Genomic DNA, 25,136 nt, shown 5'->3' with positions numbered 1-25,136 from the left:
CCGCCGCTTACTTGGCTGCACGCTCTTTGGCGATGAGCTGATCTGCCACGTTCAATACACCCTCTGCGCCGCCTGCGGTGCCGAGGTCAAAGCGGTACTTGCCGTTGACGATCATGGTCGGCACACCGGTGATCTCATAGGCCTGAGCCTTTTTCTTGGCATCGGCCACCTTGCCCTTGATCGCGAAGGAGTCGAAGGTAGCGAGGAACTTGTCTTTGTCGACCCCCTGGGTGGCAAGAAACTCGGCCATCTCTTCTTTGGTCTTGAGCATTTTGTGTTGTTTATGAATGGCTTCGAAGACAGCGCCGTGCACCTTGTGCTCGACGTTCATGGCTTCCAGGGTCAGGAACAGCTGGCCGTGAATATCCCAGATACCGCCGAACATAGCGGGAATACGCACGAAATTGACGTCAGCGGGAAGCTTTTCGACCCATGGATTGAGGGTCGGCTCAAAAGCGTAGCAATGCGGGCAGCCATACCAGAACAACTCGACCACTTCGATTTTGCCTGGCTCGGCAACCGCTACCGGCTTGTTAATCTCTACATACTGCTTACCCGCTTCTACCGGCTCGCCCGCCGCTTGGGCGGTGAGGCCGAATACGCTGGCGGCAATGAACGCGGCGCCGAGAATCAGATTACGCATGCTTTACTCCTGAGCAGACAGAAAAATGCCTCGGTCATACCAGCGTTCGGGCTGGGCGAGGCGAAGTACAGGTCGCTAGTGTAACGGCTGTTATGTAAAAAAAGGGTGCCGTAAGCCATCCTTTTGTAAAGCAAAGCAGCAATTCCATGCAGGCAAATCGACACTTCAGATGTCGATGTCGCACCTCTATTAGATATCGTGCTGCAGCGTGTTCAGGTATCGTTCGCCCTGCCCAGCCATTTTTTAGGGAAGTTCGGCACCCCGCTGCCCCACACCGGAACTCACATGCAAGTCAAAAACCCCATCCTCGGTCTGTGTCAGCAGGCAACCTTCTCGCTCAGCGCCGCCAAAGTCGATCAATGCCCCGACGACGAAGGCTTCGAAGTCGCTTTCGCCGGCCGTTCCAACGCGGGCAAATCCAGCGCCTTGAACACCCTGACCCACGCCAGCCTGGCCCGCACTTCGAAAACTCCAGGTCGCACCCAGCTGCTCAACTTCTTCAACCTCGATGACCAGCGGCGCTTGGTAGACTTGCCCGGGTATGGCTACGCGAAGGTGCCAATCCCTCTCAAGCTGCATTGGCAACGCCACCTCGAGGCCTATCTGGGCAGCCGGGAGAGCCTGAAAGGCCTGATCCTGATGATGGACATTCGCCATCCTATGACGGACTTCGACGTGCTGATGCTGGATTGGTCGGTCGCTAGCCATATGCCGATGCATATCTTGCTCACCAAGTCAGACAAACTCACCTACGGCGCAGCGAAAAACACTCTGCTTAAGGTCCAGGCAGAAATCCGTAAAGGTTGGGGCGAAGCGGTGAGTATCCAGCTGTTTTCGGCGCCCAAGCGAGTCGGCCTGGAAGACGCCTACAGCGTGCTGGCGCGCTGGATGGAGCTGCCGGACAAAACCGAATAGCCAAATTACAGGCAAAAAAAACCCCGGACTTCATGTGGGGAGGGGAAGTTCGGGGTTCAAGTTCCAGGCCGCTAGGGCGGGGCCCGGATATCTGCCAACACTTAACACAACATAGGAGCATGAACGGGCATCACTTGCCTGTTCACGTACTCAGAGCCCCTAAAGCGGGTTAAGTTCCTGAGCCAAGGCGAACTATTCTCATTGCCGCCCAGGTTTCATAAAGCCCTCAGCCAATGTTAAAAACCTGGTAGGAGGGGGCTCGCCCCCAAGCTCTTCTACGGTCCAACGGTTATGCGGCACCGATGGAGGCGCAAAAGATCGGGGCCGAGGCCCCTCCTACCGGTTAATGGGCTTCGTCCCAGTTGGGGCCGACTCCTACTTCCACCAGCAACGGCACGTCTAACTGCGCCGCGCCGCTCATGTGAAGGCGGATTTCGCGGCTGACTTGCTCGACGAGGTCTTCGCGCACTTCCAGCACCAGTTCATCGTGCACCTGAAGGATCACGCGGGCATCCAGGCCTGAGTCGCTCAGCCAGGTATCCACCGCGACCATGGCGCGTTTGATGATATCGGCCGCCGTACCCTGCATCGGCGCGTTGATCGCGGTGCGCTCGGCGCCTTTGCGCAGGGCCGGATTTTTCGCGTTGATCTCCGGCAGGTACAGGCGCCGGCCGAAGAGCGTCTCTACGTAGCCCTGCTCAGCAGCCTGGGCGCGGGTGCGCTCCATGTACTGCAGCACCCCTGGATAACGGGCGAAATACCGGTCGATGTATTCCTGGGACTGCTTACGGTCGACGCCAATCTGTTTGGCCAGGCCAAACGCGCTCATGCCATAGATCAAACCAAAGTTGATCGCCTTGGCGCTGCGCCGCTGGTCAGTGCTGACCGCCTCGAGTGCCACACCGAAGACCTCAGCGGCGGTTGCCCGGTGCACGTCCAGATCGTTGCGAAACGCATGCAGCAAGCCTTCATCCTTGGCCAGGTGGGCCATGATGCGCAATTCGATCTGCGAATAGTCGGCAGCCAACAGCGTGTAACCCGGGGCCGGAATGAAGGCCTGGCGGATACGCCGGCCCTCGGCCGTACGGATCGGAATATTTTGCAGGTTCGGATCGCTGGACGACAACCGCCCGGTCGCCGCCACGGCCTGCTGGTAAGAGGTGTGTACACGCCCCGTACGCGGGTTGATCTGCTCGGGTAAGCGATCGGTGTACGTGCTCTTGAGCTTGCTCATGGAGCGGTACTGCATCAACACCTTAGGCAGCGGGTAATCCTGCTCGGCCAGTTCAGCCAAGACCGCCTCGGCGGTGGACGCCTGGCCTTTGGCGGTCTTGCTGATGATCGGCAACCCAAGCTTTTCGTAGAGGATAACCCCCAGTTGCTTGGGCGAGCCCAGATTGAACTCTTCCCCGGCAATGCTGAAGGCTTCACGCTCCAGGGCGATCATCTTGTCGCCCAACTCGACCGACTGCACCCCAAGCAGGCGGGCATCGACCAGCGCGCCCTGGCGTTCGATCTTCGCCAGCACGGGTACCAGGGGCATCTCGATGTCCTGCAGGACCGACAGCAAGCTAGGCAGCGCCTTCAGCTTTTCCGAGAGGTGCAGGTGCAAGCGTAGGGTGATATCGGCGTCTTCGGCAGCATAGGGCCCAGCCTGCTCGAGGGCGATCTGATCGAACGTCAGCTGCTTGGCGCCTTTGCCCGCGATGTCCTGGAAGGCAATATTGGTGTGGTTGAGGTATTTGTAGGCCAGGCTGTCCATGTCGTGACGGGTGGCGGTGGAGTCCAGTACGTAGGACTCCAGCATGGTATCGAAGGCCACGCCACGCACCTCGATACCCTGGGCCGGATCGCCGCCGATGGCGCAATTGGCGAGAATATTGATGTCGTATTTGGCGTGCTGCCCCACCTTGGCTTTGGCGGGGTCTTCCAGCAACGGTTTGAGAGCCCGCAGCACCGTATCGCGGTCCAACTGTTCCGGTACCCCCATGTAAGAATGGGTCAACGGAATGTAGCAGGCCTCATAAGGCTGGACGGCGAACGACACACCCACTAACTGGGCTTTCTGCGCATCCAGCCCAGTGGTTTCGGTGTCGAACGCGAACAGCGGCGCTTGCTTGAGCTTCTCCAGCCACGCCTCGAAGCGGGCCGGGTCAAGGACGGTTTCGTAGCGGGCTTCCTGTGCCGGCGCAGCCTGCTCAACCGGCGCCAGGGCGGCGCCTTCGCGCTTGGCATCGCGCTGAATGTCCTCGATCCAGCTGCGAAACTCCAGCTCGGTGTAGATGGCGATCAGGGCTTCGCGGTCGGGCTCGCTGCAAACCAGTGCCTCGACCTCGATGTCCAGCGGTACGTCGATTTTGATCGTCGCCAGCTCGTAGGAAAGGAACGCCATCGCTTTGTGTTCTTCAAGCTTGGCCGGCAGCCCTTTGGCGCCACGAATGGGCAGGGCCGGGACTTTGTCGAGGTTGGCATACAGCTCGGTCAGCCCCCCGCCAATGCCCACCAGCAAGCCTTGGGCGGTCTTTTCGCCGACGCCTGGGACGCCGGGAATGTTATCGACCTTGTCCCCCATCAGCGCCAGGAAGTCGATGATGTGCTCGGGGCCGACGCCAAACTTTTCGATCACCCCGGGAATGTCTAGCACAGTGCCGGTCATGGTATTGACCAGGGTGATATGGCCATCGACCAGCTGCGCCATGTCCTTGTCACCGGTGGAGATCACCACGGGCCGGTCGGCGGCGGCGCTGCTGCGGGCCAGGGTGCCGATGACGTCGTCGGCTTCGACATTGTCGACGCACAGCAGGGGGTAGCCCAAGGCACGCACGGCGGCGTGCAACGGCTCGACCTGCACCCGCAGGTCGTCGGGCATGCTCGGCCGGTTGGCTTTGTAGTCAGCGTAAAGGGTGTCGCGGAATGTCCCGCCCTTGGCGTCGAAGACCACCGCGAAGGGGCTGTCGGGGTACTGCCGACGCAAGCTTTTGAGCATGTTCAGCACGCCCTTCACGGCGCCAGTGGGCATGCCTTTGGAGGTGGCCAATGGCGGCAGGGCGTGGAAGGCCCGGTACAGGTAGGAGGAACCATCCACCAGGACGAGGGGAGCTTTGCTCATGCGAGGAATCAACCTTTTGAACCGGCCCGGCGCTAGAATGGCCGGAACATTAACTATAAAAGGACAAGGTTATCATGGGCACATTCAATCGCTTGCTGCTGGTTGGCTTGATTTCCTTCGCCCCAGTGGCGGCCATGGCTGCCGACGAAGGTCCTTCCGCTGACCCGGACGTGACCATTCGCCAGGAAGGGGACAAAACCATTCAGGAATATCGGCAAAACGGTTTTCTGTATGCGATCAAGGTCACCCCAAAGCACGGCGTGCCGTACTTCTTGGTCCGCGCGGACGGCACCGACGCTAATTTTATCCGTTCCGACCAGCCCGACATGCTGATTCCCCAATGGGAAATCTTCAAGTGGTAAAGTGCGTCACCTTCAATATCAACCCGGCGTTGCCAGCAGGCGGCGCCAGTATGGGCAATTTCTGATCATGTCTGTGTTTACCCCCCTGGCTCGGCCCCAGCTCGAAACTTTCACCGCCGCCTACGGCCTTGGCCGTCTGTTGGATTTCCAGGGGATTGCCGCCGGCACCGAAAACAGTAATTTCTTTGTCAGCCTGGAGCAGGGCGAGTTCGTCCTGACCCTGGTCGAGCGCGGCCCAACCCAGGAGATGCCGTTTTTCGTCGAGCTGCTGGAAGTCTTGCACCAAGCCGGCCTGCCGGTGCCTTACGCCTTACCTACCAGCGAAGGGCTGGCCTTGCGTGAATTGGCGGGCAAGCCTGCGCTGTTGCAGCCACGCCTGCCAGGCAAGCACATCACCGCGCCCAACCGCCAGCATTGCATCCAGGTCGGCGAGTTGCTGGCCAATATCCACCTGGCGACCCGCGATAACATCATCGAACGCAAGACCGACCGCGGCCTGGATTGGATGCTCGAGCAAGGCCAGCAATTGCTCGAACGCCTGGCCGAAGGCCCCGCCAGCCTGCTGCGCGCGGCGCTCGCCGAGATCGATGCGCATAAAGCGCAGATTCTGGCATTGCCCCGGGCCAATCTGCATGCCGACCTGTTCCGCGACAACGCCTTGTTCGAAGGCACCCACCTCACCGGCGTGATCGATTTTTATAACGCCTGCTCGGGGCCGATGCTCTATGACCTGGCGATTACCCTGAACGACTGGTGCTCCCAGGCCGACGGCCAACTGGACCCAGTGCGCGCCCAAGCGCTACTGGGCGCCTACGCCAAGCTGCGCCATTTCACCACGGCGGAGTCGCAGCTATGGCCGGTCATGCTGCGGGTCGCCTGCGTGCGCTTCTGGCTGTCGCGGCTGATTGCCGCTGAGTCATTCGCCGGCCTGGACGTGTTGATCCACGACCCCGGCGAATTCGAGATGCGCCTGGGCATGCGCCAGCAGGTCGAGCTTAACCTGCCGATCGCGCTATAGGCCTCAGAGTGACTCGAGGCACTCGGCCAGGTTGTCGCCCAGGCTGCTGACCAACTGCTCATAGCCAGTGGCCGTGGCTTCGTCAAAACCGCCCAAGGCATCCAGCTCTGCCAGTTTCACCGGTAGGCCGGCCGTCAGGGTTTGCGCCAACCGCGGGCGCATGGGCGGCTCGCTGAATACGCAGGTCTTGCCCACCTGCTGCAGCGTGGCGCGCATTTTAGCGACGTGCTGGGCCCCAGGCTGGACCTCTGCCGCTACGCTAAAGACACCGGCGTGGGAGAGCCCATAGGCCTCTTCGAAGTAATCGAAGGCCTCATGAAAGACAAAGTACGGCTTGCCTTTTACCCCTGCCACACGGGCCTTGACCCGCTCATCGAGGGCCACCAGGCGTTGCTCGAAAGCTTGCTGGTTGCTGCGGTAACGCGCCGCGTTCGCTGGGTCGAGGGCACTTAGGTCTGCGGCCATGCGCGCCGAGATCACCCGGGCATTGACGGTCGACAGCCACAGGTGAGCGTCCAGGTTGCCAGGGCGGTGATCATGGTCGTGATCTTCGGCTTCCTCGGCGTGGGAATGGCTGTCTTCGGCAAACCGCCGCAGGTGCATGCCTGGCAGATCCTGTACGGCCAACGTGGGCTTGCTGCGATTAGCCAACACCCGTGGCAGAAAACTCTCCATGTCGGGGCCGATCCAGTACAGCAGGTCGGCGTCGCCTACCCGGCGTACGTCTGAAGGCCGCAGGGCGAAGTGGTGGGGCGAGGCGCCGGGCGGCAGCAAGACCTGCGGGCTGCCCACGCCGTCCTGAACGGCGGCGGCGATCAGTTGCAGGGGCTTGATACTGGTCAACAACTTCACCTCGGCGTGGGCGCAGGAAAGGCTGAACAGCGAGAGAAAAGCGACGCATAACACAAAAAGTCGAGACACAGAGACCACTCAAGGGAGGTAAGAAACGGTAATATAATAACGTCTCCTCCAGAATTCGTCTTTGCCCATGTCTACCACACCCTTAGCTAGCCGCCCCCACGACCACTCCCATTGCGTCCACAGCGCCTTGGCCGAGGCCGATACTTTGTGCGCGCGCCAAGGCGTACGCCTGACTGCCTTGCGGCGGCGGGTATTGGAGCTGGTCTGGCAAAGCCATAAGCCGCTGGGTGCCTACGACATCCTGGCGGTGCTCAGCGATCAAGACGGCAGGCGTGCTGCGCCACCGACTGTGTATCGGGCGTTGGACTTCCTGCTGGAAAACAGCTTGGTCCACCGCATTGCTTCGCTCAATGCGTTCATTGGCTGCAATCACCCTGAGCACAGCCATCAAGGCCAGTTCCTGATCTGCCGGGAGTGCCATGTGGCAGTGGAACTCGAGCAAAAAACCATCAGCGACGCCATTCTGGCCAGCGCCGCCGACATCGGCTTTCGCGTACAAACGCAAACGGTCGAGATCGTAGGTTTGTGCGCCAATTGCCAGGGGGCCGGATGAGTGACGCGCTGATCCGCCTCGAAGGGGTGGCGGTGACCTTCGCTGGGCAAGCCATTCTGGACAATATTGACCTGAGGGTTCGGCCCCGCGAGATCGTCACGCTCATCGGCCCTAACGGCGCCGGCAAGACCACCCTGGTCAGGGCGGTGCTGGGCCTACTCAAGCCCGACAGCGGCAGCGTGTGGCGCAAACCCCGCCTGCGCATCGGCTACATGCCGCAGAAGCTTCAGGTCGACCCAACACTACCGCTGTCGGTGCTGCGCTTCCTGCGCCTGGTACCCGGCGTCGACCGCGCGGGTGCCCAAGGGGCGCTGGCCGAAGTCGGGGCCGAAAGTGTCATCGACAGCCCCATCCAGAACATTTCCGGCGGCGAGATGCAGCGCGTCCTGTTAGCCCGGGCGCTGCTGCGCCAGCCCGAGCTGTTGGTACTCGACGAGCCCGTGCAAGGAGTCGATGTGGCTGGCCAAGCGGAGCTCTACAGCTTGATCACGCGACTACGCGACCGCCACGGTTGTGGGGTGCTGATGGTGTCCCATGACTTGCACCTGGTCATGAGCACCACCGACCAGGTGGTTTGCCTCAACCGGCATGTCTGCTGCTCGGGGCACCCGGAGCAGGTCAGCGGCGACCCGGCCTTTGTCGAGCTGTTCGGCAGCCACGCACCAAGCCTAGCCATTTACCATCACCACCATGACCACGCCCACGACCTGCACGGTGCGGTGGTCACTGGCGCTCACGTTCACGGAGATGGCTGCAAGCATGGCTGACTTTTTACTGTACGCCCTGCTGGCTGGCCTGTCCCTGGCGGTAGTCGCTGGGCCCCTGGGCTCATTCGTCGTCTGGCGGCGCATGGCCTATTTTGGCGATACGTTATCTCACGCGGCGCTCCTGGGCGTTGCCCTGGGCTTCGCCCTTGACGTCAATCCGGCGCTGGCGGTGACGGCGGGCTGCCTATTACTGGCGGTTATCTTGGTGGCCTTACAACAACGCCAACCGCTGGCCTCCGATACTCTGTTAGGCATTCTCGCGCCGAGCACACTGTCATTGGGGCTGGTCGCCTTGAGCTTCATGCACGACGTGCGCATCGACCTGCTGGGTTATCTGTTCGGTGACCTGCTCGCGATCAGCCCAGCCGACCTCACCTGGATCCTCGGCGGCAGCGCTGTGGTTTTGCTGCTTACCGTGCTGCTCTGGCGGCCGTTACTGGCCGTGACGGTCCACGAAGAGCTGGCCAGGGTAGAGGGGCTGCCGGTCGCAGGGTTGCGCTTGGCGCTGATGCTGTTGATTGCCGTGGTGATCGCCGTGGCGATGAAAATCGTCGGGGTCTTGCTGATTACCTCCCTGCTGATCATCCCGGCCGCCGCCGCCCAGCGCCACGCACGCTCCCCCGAGCAAATGGCTATTGGGGCCAGCTTGCTGGGCGTGATCGCCGTGTGTGCGGGGTTGGCGCTGTCGTGGTTCAAGGACACCCCGGCAGGCCCGTCTATCGTGGTCAGCGCCGCCGCATTGTTTCTGCTTAGCTTTATGCTACCCAAACGCACCTGAAGCTATTTCTGTAAAACAGCGTGATGGCGTTATGATTTTAGGTGTAGTCGCATTTCATGACTGCCTGCAAAGGTGTAGGCTTGCTTGTTTTTTGCGCAAATAGAGAGTCGCAGGAATGAAGTCGTTCACTCATCGTTATTTGCTCCTCGTCGCTTTTACGACGGTACTGGCCGGCTGCCAAAGCGCCCCTACCGACCACTCCGCGGGCCAGCCTGATGCCTGGCAAGTGTTGCAACAGTCCATTGCCAGCAGCGAGTTGGCGACGGCCGAAGAACAATTGGCCGCACTCCAGTCCCAAACCCCCAATGATCCTCGCATCGAGCAGTTCCAACGCGAGTTGGCTGAAGCCTATCTGCGACGCAGCCAGGTGGTTCTGCAAAAGGGTGACGTCAACGCAGCCGCCACGGCCCTTGGGCGGGCGCGCGCCTTGATGCCGAAAGCCCCAGCCCTGACCCGCGGCGTCGACGGCGCGATCGCCAACGCCCGTCGCCAGGAGTTGGAGCAGGCCGAAGCCGCGCTGAAGATTGCCGAGGCACGCCCAGCCGCCAACATGATCGACCCCGCCGCCAGCCATTCAGCCTTTGTGCTGGAGAACGGCCGAGGGTTGGCGAGCCAACTGGACGCCATCGCGGCAGACATCGTGAACTATAACTGCGACGTCATCGTTCAAGTGGCCGACCCGCGTGACTACCGTCGGCTGGAAGCGCAACTCAAGCAACGGGTAGAAAAACTGGCGCCTGGCTGGGAAATGCAAATCGGCCGCCGGGTCGAAACCGGGCGGCCGAATTTGCTCGTGCTAACCCCTCGCGGGGTTTGATCAGGCTGGAACAGCCTTGGCTTTGGGCTCGCGGGCCCAAACCCGGTGCTGGGCGATAGCCGCCACGAACGCTTGGCGCGCGGCATCATCGTCACCAACGATCAAACCAGCATCGAGGTCCAGTTTCAGACCGTCGATCAGGCTCTTGGCATCGCTGCTTACGCCAATGGCCTTAAGGTGCTTGTATGCTTCCAGCAGGAAGTGCAGGGCAACACCGTCGCCACTCAACGCTTTTACCGAGGCTTCGCCACCGGGTACCCACACGGCGTCGAATGCAACCGAAGGTAGGCCTTCGGCGGATGCATCCACAGGCAAGCTCTTGCCGTCTGCAGTCTTGACCGGTGCCGAGGTTGGGCCCAGTACCTTAGCGTGGGCGCCTTCAGCTTTAAGTACGGCTTTCAAAGCATCGATTGCCTTGCTGTCTACGCCATTGGCTACCAGAATCGCCACTTTGCGGGTCTTGATATCCCCAGACAGCAGGTTCATCTGGCTCAACGCCGGGGACTCAGGCAGGGTCTGCGGCTTGGTTTTGACAGTCGCGGCGGTCGGTGCTGGCAGGCCAAGGTTCTCGGCAACCCGCTTAGCCAGTTCCAAATCAATGTTGGCCAGGATTTCGTTGACCTGACGCGCACGAATGTATTCGCGCTCGACTTTGCCCAACTCAAAGCTGTAAGCCGCAATGATGTGCTCTTGCTCTGGCTTGCTCATGCTGCGGAAAAACAGGCTGGCTTGGGAGAAGTGGTCGCCGAATGACTCGCTGCGCTCGCGAACCTTGTGCGCCTCAACGCGCTCAGGGTAAGTCTCGAACCCACCGTCTTTCGGCCCGGCCGGTGTCTCTTTTGGCCAGCCACCGTCGATCGAGTTAGGCTCGTAGGAAGCACGGCCCTTGTCGATGGATACACGGTGCTGTGCGTCACGCTGGCCATTGTGGATCGGCATGATGGCGCGGTTGATCGGCAGCTCGTGGAAGTTAGGCCCACCCAGGCGGCTGATCTGGGTATCGGTGTAGGAAAACAACCGGCCCTGGAGCAGTGGGTCATTGGAGAAGTCGATACCCGGCACAATATGCCCTGGGCAGAACGCGACCTGCTCGGTCTCGGCGAAATAGTTGTCCGGGTTGCGGTTAAGCACCATTTTGCCCAACGGCGTGACCGGTACCAACTCCTCGGGAACGATTTTGGTTGGGTCCAGCAGGTCGAATTCGAACTTGTGTTCGTCTTCTTCCGGGATGATCTGCACACCCAGTTCCCACTCTGGGTAATCGCCCATTTCAATGGACTCCCAAAGATCGCGGCGGTGGAAGTCGGTATCTTTACCGGCCAGCTTTTGCGCTTCGTCCCACACCAGGGAGCACACGCCTTGCTTGGGCTTCCAGTGGAATTTCACGAAGACGCCTTGGCCCTCGGCATTGATCAAGCGGAAGGTGTGGATACCGAACCCTTCCATGGTGCGCAGGCTTTTTGGGATCGCCCGGTCAGACATCGTCCACAGCACCATGTGCGCGGACTCAGGCACCAGAGAGACGAAGTCCCAGAACGTATCGTGGGCGGAGCCGCCGGTAGGGATCTCGTTATGGGGCTCAGGCTTCACGGCGTGCACGAAGTCAGGAAACTTGATCGCGTCCTGAATAAAGAAGACCGGCATGTTGTTGCCGACCATGTCGAAGTTGCCTTCTTCGGTGTAGAACTTCACCGCAAAACCGCGCACGTCGCGCACGGTATCGCCCGAGCCACGTGGGCCCTGAACGGTAGAGAAACGCACGAATACCGGGGTTTGTTGGCTCGGGTCCTGAAGGAAACCGGCCTTGGTCAAGGCTGCATGGGATTCATAAGCTTGAAAATAACCATGGGCAGCTGTGCCGCGGGCGTGGACGATACGCTCCGGGATACGCTCATGGTCAAAGTGCGTGATTTTCTCACGCATGATGAAGTCTTCGAGCAGCGACGGGCCACGCGGGCCAGCTTTCAGGGTGTTTTGGTTGTCGCTGACCTTAACGCCTTGGTTAGTGCGCAAGGCTTGGCCGGTGGCATCGGTACGGAACTGTTCCAGGCTGTCCAATTTGGCGTTGGTATTGCCGCGGTCGACAGTGTCGGTCCCCGCCATCTCACTCTTGCCTGGCTCAGGTGTTTGCTTCTTCATGTAAATCCATCTCCTCGATCTAGGCTGTCCGTGGCTCGGACTGATTGTCTGTCTTCCCTGATCACGGCAGGAAAGCATCGGTACCCATAAGTGACCCAAGGCTGTTTCCCGCCGTTCGATTTATTTCGTGACCTTTAGTCGCGTTATGATCGAAACAATGTGCGCCAGCCAAATAAATGCTAAGCACTGGCCGGATCACACGTTAAAATGCGCGCCGGCTATTCGCTCCCCATTCATGCGCCCCACAAGGTTCGCTACGTGATCGAGTTTCAAAATGTCCACAAAACCTACCGCGTTGCCGGTAGGGAAATCCCGGCGTTGCATCCCACCCAACTGACCGTCGAGAACGGCCAGGTATTTGGCTTGATTGGCCACTCCGGAGCTGGCAAGAGCACGCTGCTGCGCCTGATCAACCGCCTCGAGGCCCCCAGCGGCGGCACGATTATCGTCGATGGCGAAGATGTCACGGCGTTCGACGCCAATGCCTTGCGCCGCTTCCGCCAGCAAGTGGGAATGATCTTCCAGCACTTCAACCTGTTGGCCTCCAAGACCGTGGCGGACAACGTCGCTTTGCCCCTGCGTCTGGCAGGCGAGTTGTCTGGCAGTGACATCGACCGGCGCGTGACGCAGTTGCTCGCGCGGGTCGGGCTGACGGAACATGCCAAGAAGTACCCCGCCCAGCTTTCCGGCGGGCAAAAACAACGCGTCGGCATCGCCCGGGCCTTGTCGACCAACCCGAAAATCCTCCTATGCGACGAGGCCACCAGCGCCCTCGACCCCCAGACCACGGCGTCGGTCTTGCAGTTGCTGGCCGAAATCAATCGGGAATTGAAGCTGACCATTGTGCTGATCACCCACGAAATGGACGTGATTCGCCGGGTCTGCGACCACGTGGCAGTGATGGACGCAGGGGTCATCGTAGAACAAGGCCCCGTGGCCGATGTGTTTCTGCACCCTAAGCACCCGACCACCAAGCGCTTCGTCCAGGAAGACGAGCAGATCGACGAGAGCGAACAGCGCGATGACTTCGCCCATGTGCCGGGCCGCATCCTGCGCCTGACGTTCCAGGGTGAAGCGACCTACGCGCCGTTGTTGGGCACCGTGGCCCGTGAAACGGGGGTGGACTACAGTATTCTCGCCGGGCGCATCGACCGCATCAAAGACACCCCCTATGGCCAACTGACCCTTGCGGTCACAGGTGGCGATATGGACGCTGCTTTCGCCCGCTTCGCCGCGGCCGACGTTCACATGGAGGTTCTGCGCTGATGGAACTGCTCAGTTTTTTTGCCAATGTCGACTGGAGTGAGATCTGGCTGGCGACCGTCGATACCTTGCTGATGCTGGGTGGCTCGCTGCTGTTCACCGTCCTGCTGGGCCTGCCCCTGGGGGTGCTGCTGTTTCTCTGCGGGCCTCGCCAGTTATTCGAGGAAAAGCGCGTTTACGCCCTGCTGTCGCTGGTGGTGAACATCCTGCGCTCACTGCCCTTCATTATTTTGTTGATTCTGATGATTCCTTTCACGGTATTGCTGACCGGGACTTCATTGGGTGTCGCGGGGGCAATCCCACCGTTAGTGGTAGGCGCTACGCCATTCTTTGCCCGGCTGGTGGAAACCGCATTGCGCGAGGTGGACCGTGGGATTATCGAAGCCACCCAGTCCATGGGCGCCACGACACGGCAGATCATCATGAACGCACTCTTGCCCGAAGCACGCCCAGGTATTTTTGCGGCCATTACCGTCACCGCGATCACTTTGGTGTCCTATACCGCAATGGCTGGTGTGGTCGGCGCCGGCGGTCTGGGCGACCTGGCCATCCGCTTTGGTTATCAGCGCTTTCAGACCGACGTCATGGTTGTGACCGTGGTATTGCTCCTGGTGCTGGTGCAGGTCTTGCAAACCGTGGGCGACCGGTTGGTTGTACATTTTTCCCGTAAGTAACGAGGGCGGCGGCGCAACGCGCCTTCACAAGGAGTGCATCTCATGAAAAAACTATTGGCGGCGTTTGCCGCTGTTGCCGCGTTATCTGCCCAGGCCAATGAGTCGCTCACCGTAGCGGCCACGGCCGTGCCCCATGCGCAAATTCTCGAATTCATCAAGCCGCAATTGGCCCAGGAAGGGGTAGACCTGAACGTCAAAGTGTTCACTGACTACATCCAACCCAACATCCAAGTGGCCGAAGGGCGCATGGACGCCAACTTCTTCCAGCATCAGCCTTATCTAGACGAATTCAACAAAGGTAAGGGCTCTAACTTGGTCAGCGTGGTCGGCGTGCACCTGGAGCCGTTGGGCGCTTATTCCGATAAAAAGCTGGCTAGCATCAATGAGCTAAACAACGGCGCTAACGTGGTGATCCCCAACGACGCCACCAACGGTGGGCGGGCACTGATATTGTTGGCCAAGCACGGGCTGATCACCCTTAAAGACCCGACCAATATTCTGTCCACCACTAAAGACATCGTGGAAAACCCCAAAGGTTTGAAATTCCGTGAACTGGAGGCCGCAACCATTCCGCGCGTGCTCACCCAAGTCGATTTGGCTCTGATCAACACCAACTATGCGCTGGAAGTGAAACTGGACCCTGCCAAAGACGCGCTGTTGATCGAAGGCAATGACTCGCCTTATGTGAATATCCTGGTCTCGCGCCCCGACAACAAAGACACCCCTGCAATGCAAAAGCTTGCAGCGGCGCTGCACAGCCCGCAGTTGAAGCAATTTATCCTGGATAACTACAAAGGCGCGGTGTTGCCGGCGTTCTGATTTCCGCCAAGGGGCACGTAGGCGCCCCTCACGGCCGACGCAGCAACTCGGGTAACTGGGCAATCATCTTTTGGTTGTTCAGTGGCCCGCGGATGAACCCACGTTGTAAGCCATCCGGCCCAATGATCGCCAGGTTACCGCTGTGCTCGACGGTGTAGTTGGGCTTGCTGGTATCGGCCGGAACGAACGGGATACTGACCCCACGGGAGAGCGTTTTAAGAGTTTCCAGCGGTGCGGTCAGGCCCTCGAAGCTAGCGTCGAAGTAGGCCAGGTACTGTTTGAGCTGCTTTGGCGTATCCCGGTCGGGGTCGACACTGACCAAAATCACCCGCAAACGCCCCGCCACGTCAGAGGGCAGTTCACTTTTGATTTGGCGCAGCTGGGCCAGGGTGGTCGGGCAGATATCCGGGCAAAAGGTAAAACCGAAGAACAGCAACGACCATTGCCCCTTGAGCTGATCGACCTGCACCGTTTGGCCATCCTGATCGATCATCGCCAGTGCGGGGACATGACGCGCTTGGGGTAGCAGAATAATGCCCGCCTCGATCAGCGCCGCATCGTTGGCTTGGCCGTCAGGTTCAAACAAGCCATTAACCAGCACACCAACAATCAGGGCTAGGCAACCCGCGACCAGGAACAGGGCTTTTTGCAGTCGAGTCATGACTTGAATGGCACGTGGTGGGCCGCCGTCGATGGAGTGGGCTGCAACGGTACAACAGTGTCAACACCATCGCCAACTTCAGAAGCCGGACTTGGGGTAATCATGCCAGCCCAAGTACAGATACAGCACCACCATCGCCGCTGGGTGTGGGGGCAGTCCAAACAGTAGGTTGGACGAACTTCCCGACCAGTCAGCCATAGCGCGAGCCTCACTGGCGGCGTCGTTGAGCGGTAATAGGAGGGCGCCAGCCAGTAATGGCACGGCCCATAGGCGTGAGCGCAGCATAGAGGTTTTCCCCTTTTATTATTGTTATCGAACCGCTGAATGCGAGTATAGGCAAGCCGGCGCGCTTGGGTAGTCGGGCTGCAAACTATAACTGCATGGCCCGTGCATCACGATAGATATGACAAATACGTCTGAGCTGGCGTCAGAACCCAGCTATGTTTCATTTTTCCCCGATCACTGGGTTGCCTTGGAGCTTTCATGAATACCGCCGCCCTGCGCGAGCAGATCCAACTTGCCCACCAGCATGAAGACCGCACGGGCCAACTGATACGCCAGCTTGAGCAGCAACTGCCGCATTTGCACCCGACCATTCGCCTACCCGCACAGGACGCTCAAGGTGTGTTGGCAAGGTTCGTCGGCGCCTATATCGATCATGTGCCCGACCTACTGGATGCAGCCAACGCAGTGGCACGCGAGGCCGGCATCGAGTCGCAGATCAAACCGGTGCTGAAGATCGCCGAAGACTATTTTTTGCACCCGCCCAAGATCATGGAGGGCCATGTTGGGCTGGACAGCTTACTGGATGAGGCGTACCTGGCGCACCGCCTGGTAGAGGAGGTGAACGACCTGTACATCAGGCATTTCGCACAACAGTTGATTCCGTTGGATACCACAACGGCCAACCTGATCGCCCATCAATTGATTGGTGAGCAGTTTGCCAATGAACTAGACGCGGTGGTCCATCACTCAGTGGACAACATGCTCAGCGACGAGAGCTTTGCCTTGGAATCGGTCGAGCAATACCGAGCTGCACTCGCCAGCCCCAGCACCACTGACGCCTGGCGCCGCTGGCCGTGCTTGTCGCAGCAGTTGGGTGTGGAGTTGGGCCTGTAAAAAGATCGAAGGCAAAAAGATCGGGGGCGAAAAGATCGGGGGCAAGCCCCCTCCTACCCTGATCGCGGCACACCGAATATGCCACCAACCCCGGCACACCCAATACCAAATATGCCGCCGACCGTAGGAGGGGGCTCGCCCCCGAGCTCTTCACCCAACCCCAATCCCAATCAGCTACCAAACCCCGCCGAAGTCCGCAATTGCCCCTCGATACGCCGCTTCAAACCACGGCTTTCGATGATCATCCGCGATCCGTTGGCCTGGTTCGCGCGGCCCCAGTCCTCTAGCAATTCCAAGCACGAATGGTCGATATAGCTGAGGCCACCCAACGGCACATAGACCGTGGTGCCTTCAGGAATCGTTTCCAGAGCCTTGGTCAGCGCAGGCACTTTGAGGAAGGTGGCTGAGCCAACCATGCGCAGCTCCACCTGATTTGGCCCTTCGCCGTCTACCACACTGATTTTCAAGCGCGCCGCCTTAATCGCCAGCTTCAGCAAGGTCAGAGCAAAGCCCAGCAGCACGCCGGTCAGCAGGTCGGTGAAGACGATCGCCAGTGCCGTGGCAGCGTAGGTGAACATCGGCATGCGGCCATAGCGCCCAAGCCCTTTGAACGCCTTGAAGTCCACCAGCTTGACCCCGGTGAATACCAATACACCCGCCAGGCTTGCGATGGGGATGCTCTGCAGCACACTCGACAGCGCCACAACGAATGCCAGCAACCAGAAGCCATGGAAGATGGCCGACATGCGGGTTTGCGCGCCGGCCTGCACGTTGGCCGAGCTACGTACGATCACGCCGGTCATGGGCAGGGCGCCCAGCAGGCCACACAACATGTTGCCGATGCCTTGAGCCGACAATTCACGGTCGAAATCCGAGCGTTGGCCGTTGTGCATGCGGTCTACGGCTGCCGCGGACAGCAAGGTTTCGGCACTGGCGATAAACGCCAGTGCGACGGCCGCGATCAGCAGCGTTGGATCGGCCAGGTTCATCAAGTCACCCGGGCGAATCCAGTCGATGGCTTCGGCCAGGTTCTCCGGGACTTCGACCCGCTTGACCTGCAGGGCAAACACTAAGCTGATAACTGTAGCCAGACCTACCCCTAACAATGCACCAGGCACGAAACGCAGTGCCTGCGGGCGCCAGCGCTCCCAACTCCACATCACCGCGATAGTCAGCAAGCCCAGCAGACCTGCCTGCCAGCCCAAACCACCGCCCATGGTGGGCAATGCATCGCCAACGGCATTAGGGAAGGCGATCAGGTTAGCCATGCCCGAGGGTTGGGGCGATTGGTCCAGCATCACGTGGACCTGGGACAGCACAATCAATACACCAATACCCGCCAGCATGCCGTAGACCACAGCCGGGGCAGTCACCCGGAACCAGCAACCCAGCTTGAAACGGCCAGCCAGCAATTGCAGCAAACCGGCCAGAAGGAGGATCGGCCCTAGCATCGCCATACCGTGCTGGCGCACCAGCTCGAACACCAACACCGCCAAGCCGGCAGCCGGCCCGCTTACTTGTAATGGCGAGCCGGCAAGGAACCCGACGACGATCCCGCCGATAATACCGGTGATCAGCCCTTTCGCCGGTGGCATACCCGATGCAATGGCAATACCCATGCACAAAGGTAATGCGACCAGAAAGACCACCACCGACGCCAATAACTCACGCGGCAAAGCCGCTTTCATTTGCGCAATATTCACGTCAATTCTCCTGAATGTGCATCAGGCCGGGCCACCGCTATTTTCGAAAACAACGCCGCTGCGTCGGATGCTTCCAGAACGCCAGGCAATAGCCCGCCGTCACGGAAGAAAACCGACACAGAACACCGTTGTTGTTATTTTCGGAAACGGCTGTGGGCCTGGCCGCACGCAAGGTGCAAAGCCATCATTGGCCCTACATGTTCATTGCTGAATGCTAGAAGCGCCCTTTAGGGGTGGCGCTAGGCATTGGATTAATGCCGTTAAGCGTAATGAATTTGTCTTGCTCCGCGTCGTAGGCTTTGATCTCACTGGTTTCGATGTTGTAGATCCAACCATGGATATACAACTGACCACTGGCCATGCGCGAGGCTACCGACGGGTGGGTGCGCAGGTGCTGCAACTGCGCGATCACGTTCTCTTCGGTCAAGCGCTTCATGCTTTCGCCTTCGTTAGCGCAATCGCAGTTGTCTTGCAAAACGATTTTCGCCACTTCGGAATGGCGCAGCCAGGCCTTGACCGTCGGCATTTTTTCCAGGGAGTCAGGGTTCAACACCGCGCGCATCGCACCGCAGTCAGAGTGGCCGCAAATAATCACGTGCTGCACACCCAAGGCGAGGATGGCGTACTCGAGGGCTGTAGACACCCCACCGTTCATCTGCCCGTAAGGCGGTACGACGTTGCCCACGTTACGCGTAACGAACAGGTCGCCGGGCGAACTCTGGGTGATCAGCTCAGGCACAATGCGCGAGTCGGCGCAGGTGATGAACATTGCGCGAGGCTTCTGCGATGAGGCCAACTTCTTGAACAGCGCCTGCTGTTGCGGGAAGACTTCGTGATGGAAGTGCAGGAAACCATCGACGATTTGCTTGAGCGCTTGGTCTGCAGTCTCAACCTCAGGGGTCGCTCCGGGCAGATTCTGGGCCTTGTCGTTCATGCTTTATCCTCTCTGACAGGTAAACGTTCACTTTCCGTATGGAAAGGAGTGCTGGCCATATAATATGACCAGCCGGTCTATTCATGTTCACCCTAGCGCCTGAAGCTTAATTGAACCTGAAGCGCTGTAGGAAAATTCCACTGAGAGGGTATGAAAGCGGCCTGGTCTGGGTCAATTGACCGTAGGAATAGGGATAAGTGCGAAGTCAGAAAGCAATGTGTCTAGTTCTTTGCATAGCCGCTGAATATGTTCCGCCGCCAGCTGAGCGGCGAAAAGTCGAGTGGCGTTCTGCATCAAGACACATTGCGTTTCAATTTCTTCATAGTACTCACCTAATACGGCGAGCGAATGTTCGATGCGGTCTTCAACCTCGATGTTGCGTTCGAACATAGTTTCCGCTGCGAGGCTGAACCTGGCCAACCGCTCTGCGTCCTCGCAGTCATAGATGCCGTCGGCCAGAAACCGATCAATAAACAGGTAAAAAGGCGAGGAGGGGGGCAGGATAGCGCCCAAATCTAGCGCTTTCCCCCCCGTCGGCGGGCCCTTGTCAGCATCGGCCCACTGAGTCAGTTGCCGTTTGATCGGGGCCAAGGTATGAATTGCCTCTTGGGTGTGGGTATGTTGCCGCGCGCGCAGGGTTTGCAGATCATCTCGCACGATCGAAAAGTAAAATGAGGTTCCTTTCAATGCACCCATGGCCTCATCACCCATTGTCCAGGGGTCACTGTCGCTCTGTAAGCTCCGTTGCGCCTCGACGATGATCCCTTGAACCGTCTTGGTCTGGCCTTGTAACACTTTCACTTGGCGCTGGTAGTTGCTGACTGTTTCCACACGCTGGGCCAACAGCGCTCTAATAGGCGCTTCCATAGCCGCTAGATCGACGGGCAGTTGAGGGGCCGCGCTGGTGCGACTGTGGATAAAAGTTAATAGAGTATCGAGCGGAGCCAACAGCGGCAGAAGTTGCTGCAGCTCCAAGTAGTCCTGCAGATCCTGGGAATCTAATAATTGCGCTTTCATGACTCACTACCTCGTATGGGGCCTGCGATGGCGGGCCATTGCGTTAGCCGCGCAGGGTGCCTTTAAGGTGTTGGCTGGTCGCGGCGATCTCTTGCCACGGCGCAACCATCAATAAAAATTCTCGGTAGTACGCGTGCAAACTTGCCGTGTCGGTGATTTTGCCCAGGCGCAGCGCTTGCTGATCGGCATACACTTGCAACCCGGACCACAGGTCTACCACGCGACCGGCGCTGACTTTCGCGGATACCGAAATACCGGCGACCCGGGGCAGCACCTTCAACATATGGCTGACGGCGAGTGCCGCACGCTGCTCCTCGACCACCTGGCGGATCGCCTCTTGATGCTGCTGGCTAACCGCCTCGAGCTCTTGACGAGTCTCTTGCTCGGGGTCGACGATAAACAGCCGCACGATGGATTTGGCTAAGGCCACGTCCCAACTCGATGGCGCCGAAGCATAGGCTTCGTAGGTTTCAAGCAGCTGTTTATAGCGCTCATTCAGTTCGGCCACCCTGGTAGTCGCGGCAGAACCGCCCAACTTAGCCTCCGCCCTGTGGACCAGCTCGATCTTCAGCACAAGCTCGCCCATGATGGTTTCTTCCAATCGGCGCCTAAATTCGCTCAGGTCACTGAGCAGCGCCTTGGCGTGGCCATGTAAGCGCTCGGCGTGCTCACTGATCTGCCCAAGCACGGCAGCGCACTGTGTTTTAAGGGTTTGTGCCTCCTCATTAAGCGCCTGCGCCTCGGCCTGGGTTTGCGTCGAACGGCCCAGCGCCGAGTGGTTCCAGGTGTGTGTGACCAACAGCGACGCCGCCGTCAGTCGATCGGCAAACAGGACCAGTTTTTGTGAGGTGATACGCAGGCGCGACTCCAGGCTGGCCCACTGGCCCGCATGTTCAGTCATGTCTGTGAAACAACGCAAAAAGGCGCCGGGGCTCAACGCCCTGCTTAGACTGTGCAGGGACTCGGGCCAATGGGGCAAAGCGCCCAGATAAGCGCGCACGCCGCGCTCATCGGTAGGTAACGCAGCGGCCATCATCCGGTAGCGCTGCAAGGCCCTCAGGTCGGGCTTATTGAACAGGATCCCCGAAGGGCTGGTTGAATCGGCACGCAGGGGTGCTTGATCTTCTAAACTCGGCATACGCATTCCATCCTTGGAAACGTCGTGAAGTTGCCCAGGCCGATTAGCCTGGGCCAGACAGCTGCTACCTTTGCAGTGGCTCAATATACTCTACCAAGGGTTTGAGTTGCGCGAGCAGACGCTCGACTTGATCTCGCACATCGGCTGCGGGAGAACGCTGGTGGGCGCAGAACAACTCAAGGCTGGCGAAGACTTTTTCGACTTCGTCTATATAGGCTTGGCGCGACTGCTCTATACGGGCGCATGCCTCCAGGTAATTGCTACGGGCTAGTTTCTCGTGCAGCGCAGTATTGGTAGCTTTCGCCTCTTCAACTAACGTGGCCTGTTGCTTGAGCAAACTCTTTCGGGTGAGCAACAGCTCCTTGAGCTCCAACACGTGGTCGATGACGTCCGTCGTTTTCAGAATGATATTAACCGCAGTCTGCAAAATATCTTGTTTCCCGGGCGGCAATAGGGGCTCTGGCGCAGGCGCGGTGCCCTCGGCTGCGGGGACCTTCAACTTATCGAGGCTCTCCTTGCGCATCAGTGCAATCGCGCTGCTGACGGCCTCAAGCTTTTTTTTCAGTTCCGCGTGGCGAGCATCATGCGCAGAGGCGGGCGTGTCGGCGTCAAGCTGCGCTTTGTAAGTGTCTAGCTTACTGGGCGACTCTACACTTGGCAGCGCGCGCAACAAAAGGCGATGGCTTGCGAAGCCTTCTTCGATAGACTTAAGGTTGGGTTCGATTTCCTTCCAGAAGTCTTTGTAATCCTCATCTCCCGGCGCACCTGCTAGATATTCATCGCGGGTTTTATCGAGCGTATTGAGACTGACCACCCGCTCGAGGCTCCAGCCCTCCAGGCCGGAATGAAACTGAGTGAGTGCAGTAGCTAATGACTTGGCGTTTTCGGACAGGTAGGAGTGAAAGTCACGCCCCAGCTTACCGGTTTCAATGGTAGTGGACAAATCGGAGACTTCGTCTTTTAATACTACAATTTGCTCGGCCGAGTAGGCGCGAAAGGTAATAGGGGCATTCAATGCCGTTACAGTGTTGGTCATGTCCGGGCTCCTGCCTGACCGCGATAAAGATCAGCATCGATAAAAACTTTATCAAGCTGAGCGGTTAATACTTTAATATCCAACCAAGGTGCCGAGACAAGTCGGAATGTGCGCATAAATTTGTTTAACGACATAAGATCATCGATTTGTTCAAGTCGCTCGGCCGACTGGTTGGCATAGACTTTCAAACTGCTCCACAGTTTGACCAGGTTTTTCGCGCCAGCACTGGCGTCAATGACCACGGTCTGCAACCTGAGCAGCTTTATTTCGATGTCCAACAGCGCATCGTGATTGCCGGTCTCGATGGCCAGTTGCTCACGCTTATTTTTGTATTCGTCGCACAGCTCGTTGCGCTGGGTGCGCAGCTCATGCACTTCGAACCCCACATAGATACACATGGCCAAGCCATCTACCGCGCCAGCAATATTCTTCATGGCCGCGCTATTAATGGCCGCCGAGGCGCCCTTGACCGCATCGTTGATGGCTTTTTGATAGGCCTGGGTTATTTCTTCGATTTTCAGCTTGAGGCTGGCAATGTCATCTTTAAGAGTGCTGGCGCCGATTTTGTTTTTTGCATTTTCGATCGCCTTGACCCTCAGGTCGACCTCGCGCTTGATATCGTCTTTGAGCGCATCGCTGAACGCGGTCAGTTGTTCATCCAGCTGGTTAGTGCTGTTCACTAATTCAACGATCGATTTGCTGATATCCCTCAAAATGTCAGGGAAATCGGCATGGTCGACCTTATCGAAACGGTCGAATTTGAGCGCAGGGAAATCTTTCTGGGCAATCGGCTCATTGGACTCCAGCAAGTCTTTAAGGCAAGCCACCGAGCTCCATGGGCCTTGAGTCCCACGGTTCGCGATTATTCGATCATACAATGCGGTCATGCTATCGCAATTGATCTTCATTGCCTGGCCAAAAGTATTCAGGCGCGCACTGGTGAGAAAGATATCTTTTTCAAGGGAGGTCCAACTTTTCCCATGGGCGCGGATCTTGTTGAACGTGAATGCGAAGTCATCAACGCTCAGGCCTGGGGGGGCCTTGCCTTCAAATCCGAGGTAGACACTGATAGCGGATTTTTCCGTAGGCAAGGTAAGGGCGACTTCTTGATAAGCGCGAATACTCACCAAGTCATCAGTGGTCACCAAAACACCCGGTGGCCTGGGCTTTTTGGCGAACTGTTTGGCGTCTTCGGGCGCCGCAGTGGACACGTCCAACTTGCCCGTTATCGCTTTGAACATTAATTCGGATTCCAAGGCGGTTTTTTCGCCTAACTCCAAATCGGGATCGCTCATTTTCGCGAGCTTTTGTGCATCGTTTACCATGTCGAAAGTCCCTTTCACGTGGATGATTTCCCGCCCGGTGCATTAGCACTGGCGGGGCAGATCAATCATCGACACAGGGCCTTACACTGACAAGACGTCAAAGGCGACAACGGCAGTAGGATGTCTTGATGCCGTTGGTACCGTTGCCGCCTAACGTCCAGAACTTAGAGCGCCATATCTATCACCACCCGCCCTTCGATCTCGCCAGCGTGCAGTCGGCCCAGGAGGGTATTGATGTTCTCCAGCTTATCGCTGGAAACGGTGGCCTTGACCTTACCTTCGCCGGCGAAGTCCAAGGCTTCCTGTAAGTCATGGCGTGTGCCAACGATTGAACCGCGCACGGTAGTGCCATTAAGCACCATGTCGAAAATCGACAGGGGAAAGTTGCCCGGTGGTAAACCATTGAGTGCAATCGTCCCACCGCGCCGCGCCATGCCTATGGCCTGCTCGAAAGCTTTCGGGGATACCGCCGTTACCAGTACACCGTGGGCACCTCCGATGGTTTCCTTAAGGTAGGCTGCGGGGTCTTGATGCCGGGCATTGACGGTCACTTGCGCGCCGAGGCGGCGCGCCAGGTCGAGCTTGCCGTCGTCGATATCCACAGCCGCTACATTCAGGCCCATGGCCTTGGCGTACTGCACCGCCATATGACCAAGCCCGCCAATCCCGGAGATCACTACCCACTGGCCTGGGCGGGTATCCGTCATTTTCAGGCCTTTGTACACGGTAACCCCGGCACATAAAATCGGGGCGATGTCGACAAAGCCAATGTTGTCGGGCAGCCGCCCGACATAGTTAGCGTCGGCCAAGGTGTACTCGGCAAACCCTCCATTGACCGAATAACCGGTGTTTTGTTGGGTTTCGCAAAGCGTCTCCCAACCACCCAGGCAATGCTCGCAATGCCCGCAGGTGGAGTACAACCAAGGCACACCGACCCGGTCGCCTTCTTTGATGTGGTGAACACCTGCCCCGACGCTGGCGACATGGCCTACGCCTTCATGGCCGGGGATAAAGGGCAGCCTGGGCTTAACGGGCCAGTCACCCCCAGCCGCGTGCAAATCGGTATGGCAGACGCCGGAAGCGGCGATTTTGACCAGTACCTGCCCAGGTCCAGGCGTAGGAATATCGACTTCGCGGATTTCAAGGGGTTGGCCAAAGGCATGGACGACGGCAGCTTTCATTGTTTTAGTCATGGGCTCGATCTTCCTTAGGGTAAGCGAACGATAATTGCCCCAATGACTGAGCAAAGCGTGGGCCAAAAGATCAACCCTCCTATGCCCAGGGCTTTAGGTCACGCCTCTGGCCCCTTGAGGCCCTGCGCGATAGCGCTTGATTCAAGCCTGGTTGTACCGCTTGCGTCACAACCCACGGCACAGACTGTCACGCCCACCCTTCGGAAAAACCTACTGGTCACCGTCAACCTGA

24 protein-coding genes are annotated in these 25,136 nt (G+C 58.7%); 11 read left to right on the top strand and 13 right to left on the bottom strand.

The window, feature by feature from the left end; translation table 11 throughout:
• Window positions 1-7: 7 nt before the first annotated feature.
• Window positions 8-643 (bottom strand): thiol:disulfide interchange protein DsbA/DsbL, encoded by a 636-nt coding sequence (locus tag QCL65_RS01165; protein WP_407314085.1) that lies wholly within the window; start codon window positions 641-643, stop codon window positions 8-10.
• A 285-nt stretch (window positions 644-928) separates the two neighbouring features.
• Between QCL65_RS01165 and yihA the strand changes: the two genes are divergently transcribed.
• A complete protein-coding gene (gene yihA, locus QCL65_RS01160) occupies window positions 929-1,558 on the top strand; it encodes a ribosome biogenesis GTP-binding protein YihA/YsxC (RefSeq protein ID WP_407314083.1) in 630 nt (209 codons plus the stop codon).
• A 343-nt stretch (window positions 1,559-1,901) separates the two neighbouring features.
• On the opposite strand, the gene polA is transcribed toward yihA, so the two are convergent.
• Window positions 1,902-4,667 (bottom strand): DNA polymerase I, encoded by a 2,766-nt coding sequence (gene polA / locus QCL65_RS01155; protein ID WP_407314081.1) that lies wholly within the window; start codon window positions 4,665-4,667, stop codon window positions 1,902-1,904.
• Between the two features lie 74 nt (window positions 4,668-4,741).
• Between polA and QCL65_RS01150 the strand changes: the two genes are divergently transcribed.
• Both QCL65_RS01150 and QCL65_RS01145 read left to right on the top strand, forming a co-directional pair.
• Window positions 4,742-5,029, top strand: a complete 288-nt coding sequence (locus QCL65_RS01150; protein WP_407314079.1) for a DUF2782 domain-containing protein — start codon at window positions 4,742-4,744, stop codon at window positions 5,027-5,029.
• A gap of 67 nt (window positions 5,030-5,096) precedes the next feature.
• Window positions 5,097-6,047: a homoserine kinase gene (locus QCL65_RS01145; RefSeq protein WP_407314077.1), complete on the top strand. Its 951-nt coding sequence runs from the start codon at window positions 5,097-5,099 to the stop codon at window positions 6,045-6,047.
• Window positions 6,048-6,050: 3 nt separating this feature from the next.
• On the opposite strand, the gene QCL65_RS01140 is transcribed toward QCL65_RS01145, so the two are convergent.
• Entirely contained in the window at window positions 6,051-6,968 is a 918-nt protein-coding gene (locus tag QCL65_RS01140) for a zinc ABC transporter substrate-binding protein (RefSeq protein ID WP_407314074.1), read from the bottom strand.
• Between the two features lie 67 nt (window positions 6,969-7,035).
• On the opposite strand from QCL65_RS01140, the gene zur reads away from it, so the two are divergent.
• The 4 genes from zur to QCL65_RS01120 all read left to right on the top strand — a co-directional run bounded on the left by zur (window position 7,036) and on the right by QCL65_RS01120 (window position 9,883).
• Complete coding sequence (gene zur, locus QCL65_RS01135; protein ID WP_407314072.1) at window positions 7,036-7,521, top strand: zinc uptake transcriptional repressor Zur; 486 nt, start codon at window positions 7,036-7,038, stop codon at window positions 7,519-7,521.
• A complete protein-coding gene (gene znuC / locus QCL65_RS01130; RefSeq protein ID WP_407314070.1) occupies window positions 7,518-8,288 on the top strand; it encodes a zinc ABC transporter ATP-binding protein ZnuC in 771 nt (256 codons plus the stop codon). The genes zur and znuC overlap by 4 nt, the downstream gene beginning before the upstream one ends.
• On the top strand, window positions 8,281-9,066 hold the full coding sequence (znuB, locus tag QCL65_RS01125) for a zinc ABC transporter permease subunit ZnuB (protein WP_407314068.1): 786 nt from the start codon (window positions 8,281-8,283) through the stop codon (window positions 9,064-9,066). Before znuC ends, znuB begins: the two co-directional genes overlap by 8 nt.
• A 115-nt stretch (window positions 9,067-9,181) precedes the next feature.
• The gene (locus QCL65_RS01120) at window positions 9,182-9,883 is read left to right on the top strand and encodes a PA5502 family lipoprotein (protein WP_407314066.1); all 702 of its coding nucleotides are present in this window, start codon (window positions 9,182-9,184) and stop codon (window positions 9,881-9,883) included.
• On the opposite strand, the gene katE is transcribed toward QCL65_RS01120, so the two are convergent.
• Complete coding sequence (gene katE, locus QCL65_RS01115) at window positions 9,884-12,022, bottom strand: catalase HPII (RefSeq protein ID WP_407314064.1); 2,139 nt, start codon at window positions 12,020-12,022, stop codon at window positions 9,884-9,886.
• Window positions 12,023-12,280: 258 nt separating this feature from the next.
• On the opposite strand from katE, the gene QCL65_RS01110 reads away from it, so the two are divergent.
• From QCL65_RS01110 to QCL65_RS01100, 3 genes are read left to right on the top strand one after another with little or no spacing between them, the layout of a single operon-like run.
• The gene (locus QCL65_RS01110; RefSeq protein WP_407314062.1) at window positions 12,281-13,288 is read left to right on the top strand and encodes a methionine ABC transporter ATP-binding protein; all 1,008 of its coding nucleotides are present in this window, start codon (window positions 12,281-12,283) and stop codon (window positions 13,286-13,288) included.
• On the top strand, window positions 13,288-13,959 hold the full coding sequence (locus tag QCL65_RS01105; RefSeq protein ID WP_407314060.1) for a methionine ABC transporter permease: 672 nt from the start codon (window positions 13,288-13,290) through the stop codon (window positions 13,957-13,959). The genes QCL65_RS01110 and QCL65_RS01105 overlap by 1 nt, the downstream gene beginning before the upstream one ends.
• 42 nt (window positions 13,960-14,001) lie before the next feature.
• Window positions 14,002-14,778, top strand: a complete 777-nt coding sequence (locus tag QCL65_RS01100; RefSeq protein WP_407314058.1) for a MetQ/NlpA family ABC transporter substrate-binding protein — start codon at window positions 14,002-14,004, stop codon at window positions 14,776-14,778.
• Between the two features lie 28 nt (window positions 14,779-14,806).
• Here QCL65_RS01100 and QCL65_RS01095 read toward each other — a convergent pair whose 3' ends face one another.
• Both QCL65_RS01095 and QCL65_RS01090 read right to left on the bottom strand, forming a co-directional pair.
• Complete coding sequence (locus QCL65_RS01095; RefSeq protein ID WP_407314056.1) at window positions 14,807-15,439, bottom strand: SCO family protein; 633 nt, start codon at window positions 15,437-15,439, stop codon at window positions 14,807-14,809.
• 78 nt (window positions 15,440-15,517) lie between these two features.
• On the bottom strand, window positions 15,518-15,724 hold the full coding sequence (locus QCL65_RS01090) for a hypothetical protein (protein ID WP_407314054.1): 207 nt from the start codon (window positions 15,722-15,724) through the stop codon (window positions 15,518-15,520).
• A 198-nt stretch (window positions 15,725-15,922) separates the two neighbouring features.
• Between QCL65_RS01090 and QCL65_RS01085 the strand changes: the two genes are divergently transcribed.
• On the top strand, window positions 15,923-16,558 hold the full coding sequence (locus tag QCL65_RS01085) for a hypothetical protein (RefSeq protein ID WP_407314052.1): 636 nt from the start codon (window positions 15,923-15,925) through the stop codon (window positions 16,556-16,558).
• Between the two features lie 170 nt (window positions 16,559-16,728).
• Here QCL65_RS01085 and QCL65_RS01080 read toward each other — a convergent pair whose 3' ends face one another.
• The 7 genes from QCL65_RS01080 to adhP form a co-directional block, all read right to left on the bottom strand.
• On the bottom strand, window positions 16,729-18,261 hold the full coding sequence (locus QCL65_RS01080) for a SulP family inorganic anion transporter (protein ID WP_407314050.1): 1,533 nt from the start codon (window positions 18,259-18,261) through the stop codon (window positions 16,729-16,731).
• Window positions 18,262-18,475: 214 nt separating this feature from the next.
• Entirely contained in the window at window positions 18,476-19,195 is a 720-nt protein-coding gene (locus QCL65_RS01075; RefSeq protein WP_407314048.1) for a carbonic anhydrase, read from the bottom strand.
• Window positions 19,196-19,366: 171 nt separating this feature from the next.
• Window positions 19,367-20,212, bottom strand: coding sequence for a hypothetical protein (locus tag QCL65_RS01070; RefSeq protein ID WP_407314046.1), 846 nt, complete (start codon window positions 20,210-20,212; stop codon window positions 19,367-19,369).
• Window positions 20,213-20,255: 43 nt separating this feature from the next.
• A complete protein-coding gene (locus QCL65_RS01065; protein ID WP_407314044.1) occupies window positions 20,256-21,350 on the bottom strand; it encodes a hypothetical protein in 1,095 nt (364 codons plus the stop codon).
• A 64-nt stretch (window positions 21,351-21,414) separates the two neighbouring features.
• Window positions 21,415-22,386 carry an alpha-xenorhabdolysin family binary toxin subunit B gene (locus tag QCL65_RS01060; protein ID WP_407314042.1) on the bottom strand — a complete coding sequence of 324 codons (972 nt, stop codon included), beginning with the start codon at window positions 22,384-22,386 and terminating at the stop codon, window positions 21,415-21,417.
• Window positions 22,383-23,729 carry an alpha-xenorhabdolysin family binary toxin subunit A gene (locus QCL65_RS01055; protein ID WP_407314039.1) on the bottom strand — a complete coding sequence of 449 codons (1,347 nt, stop codon included), beginning with the start codon at window positions 23,727-23,729 and terminating at the stop codon, window positions 22,383-22,385. Before QCL65_RS01055 ends, QCL65_RS01060 begins: the two co-directional genes overlap by 4 nt.
• 146 nt (window positions 23,730-23,875) lie before the next feature.
• The gene (gene adhP / locus QCL65_RS01050) at window positions 23,876-24,904 is read right to left on the bottom strand and encodes an alcohol dehydrogenase AdhP (RefSeq protein WP_407314037.1); all 1,029 of its coding nucleotides are present in this window, start codon (window positions 24,902-24,904) and stop codon (window positions 23,876-23,878) included.
• Window positions 24,905-25,136 lie beyond the last annotated feature (232 nt).

It is taken from the genome of Pseudomonas sp. nanlin1, from assembly GCF_045571515.1.
Lineage (GTDB): Bacteria > Pseudomonadota > Gammaproteobacteria > Pseudomonadales > Pseudomonadaceae > Aquipseudomonas.
The sequence above is the reverse complement of the archived record's forward strand: the minus strand, read 5'-3'. Positions and strand labels throughout refer to the sequence as shown.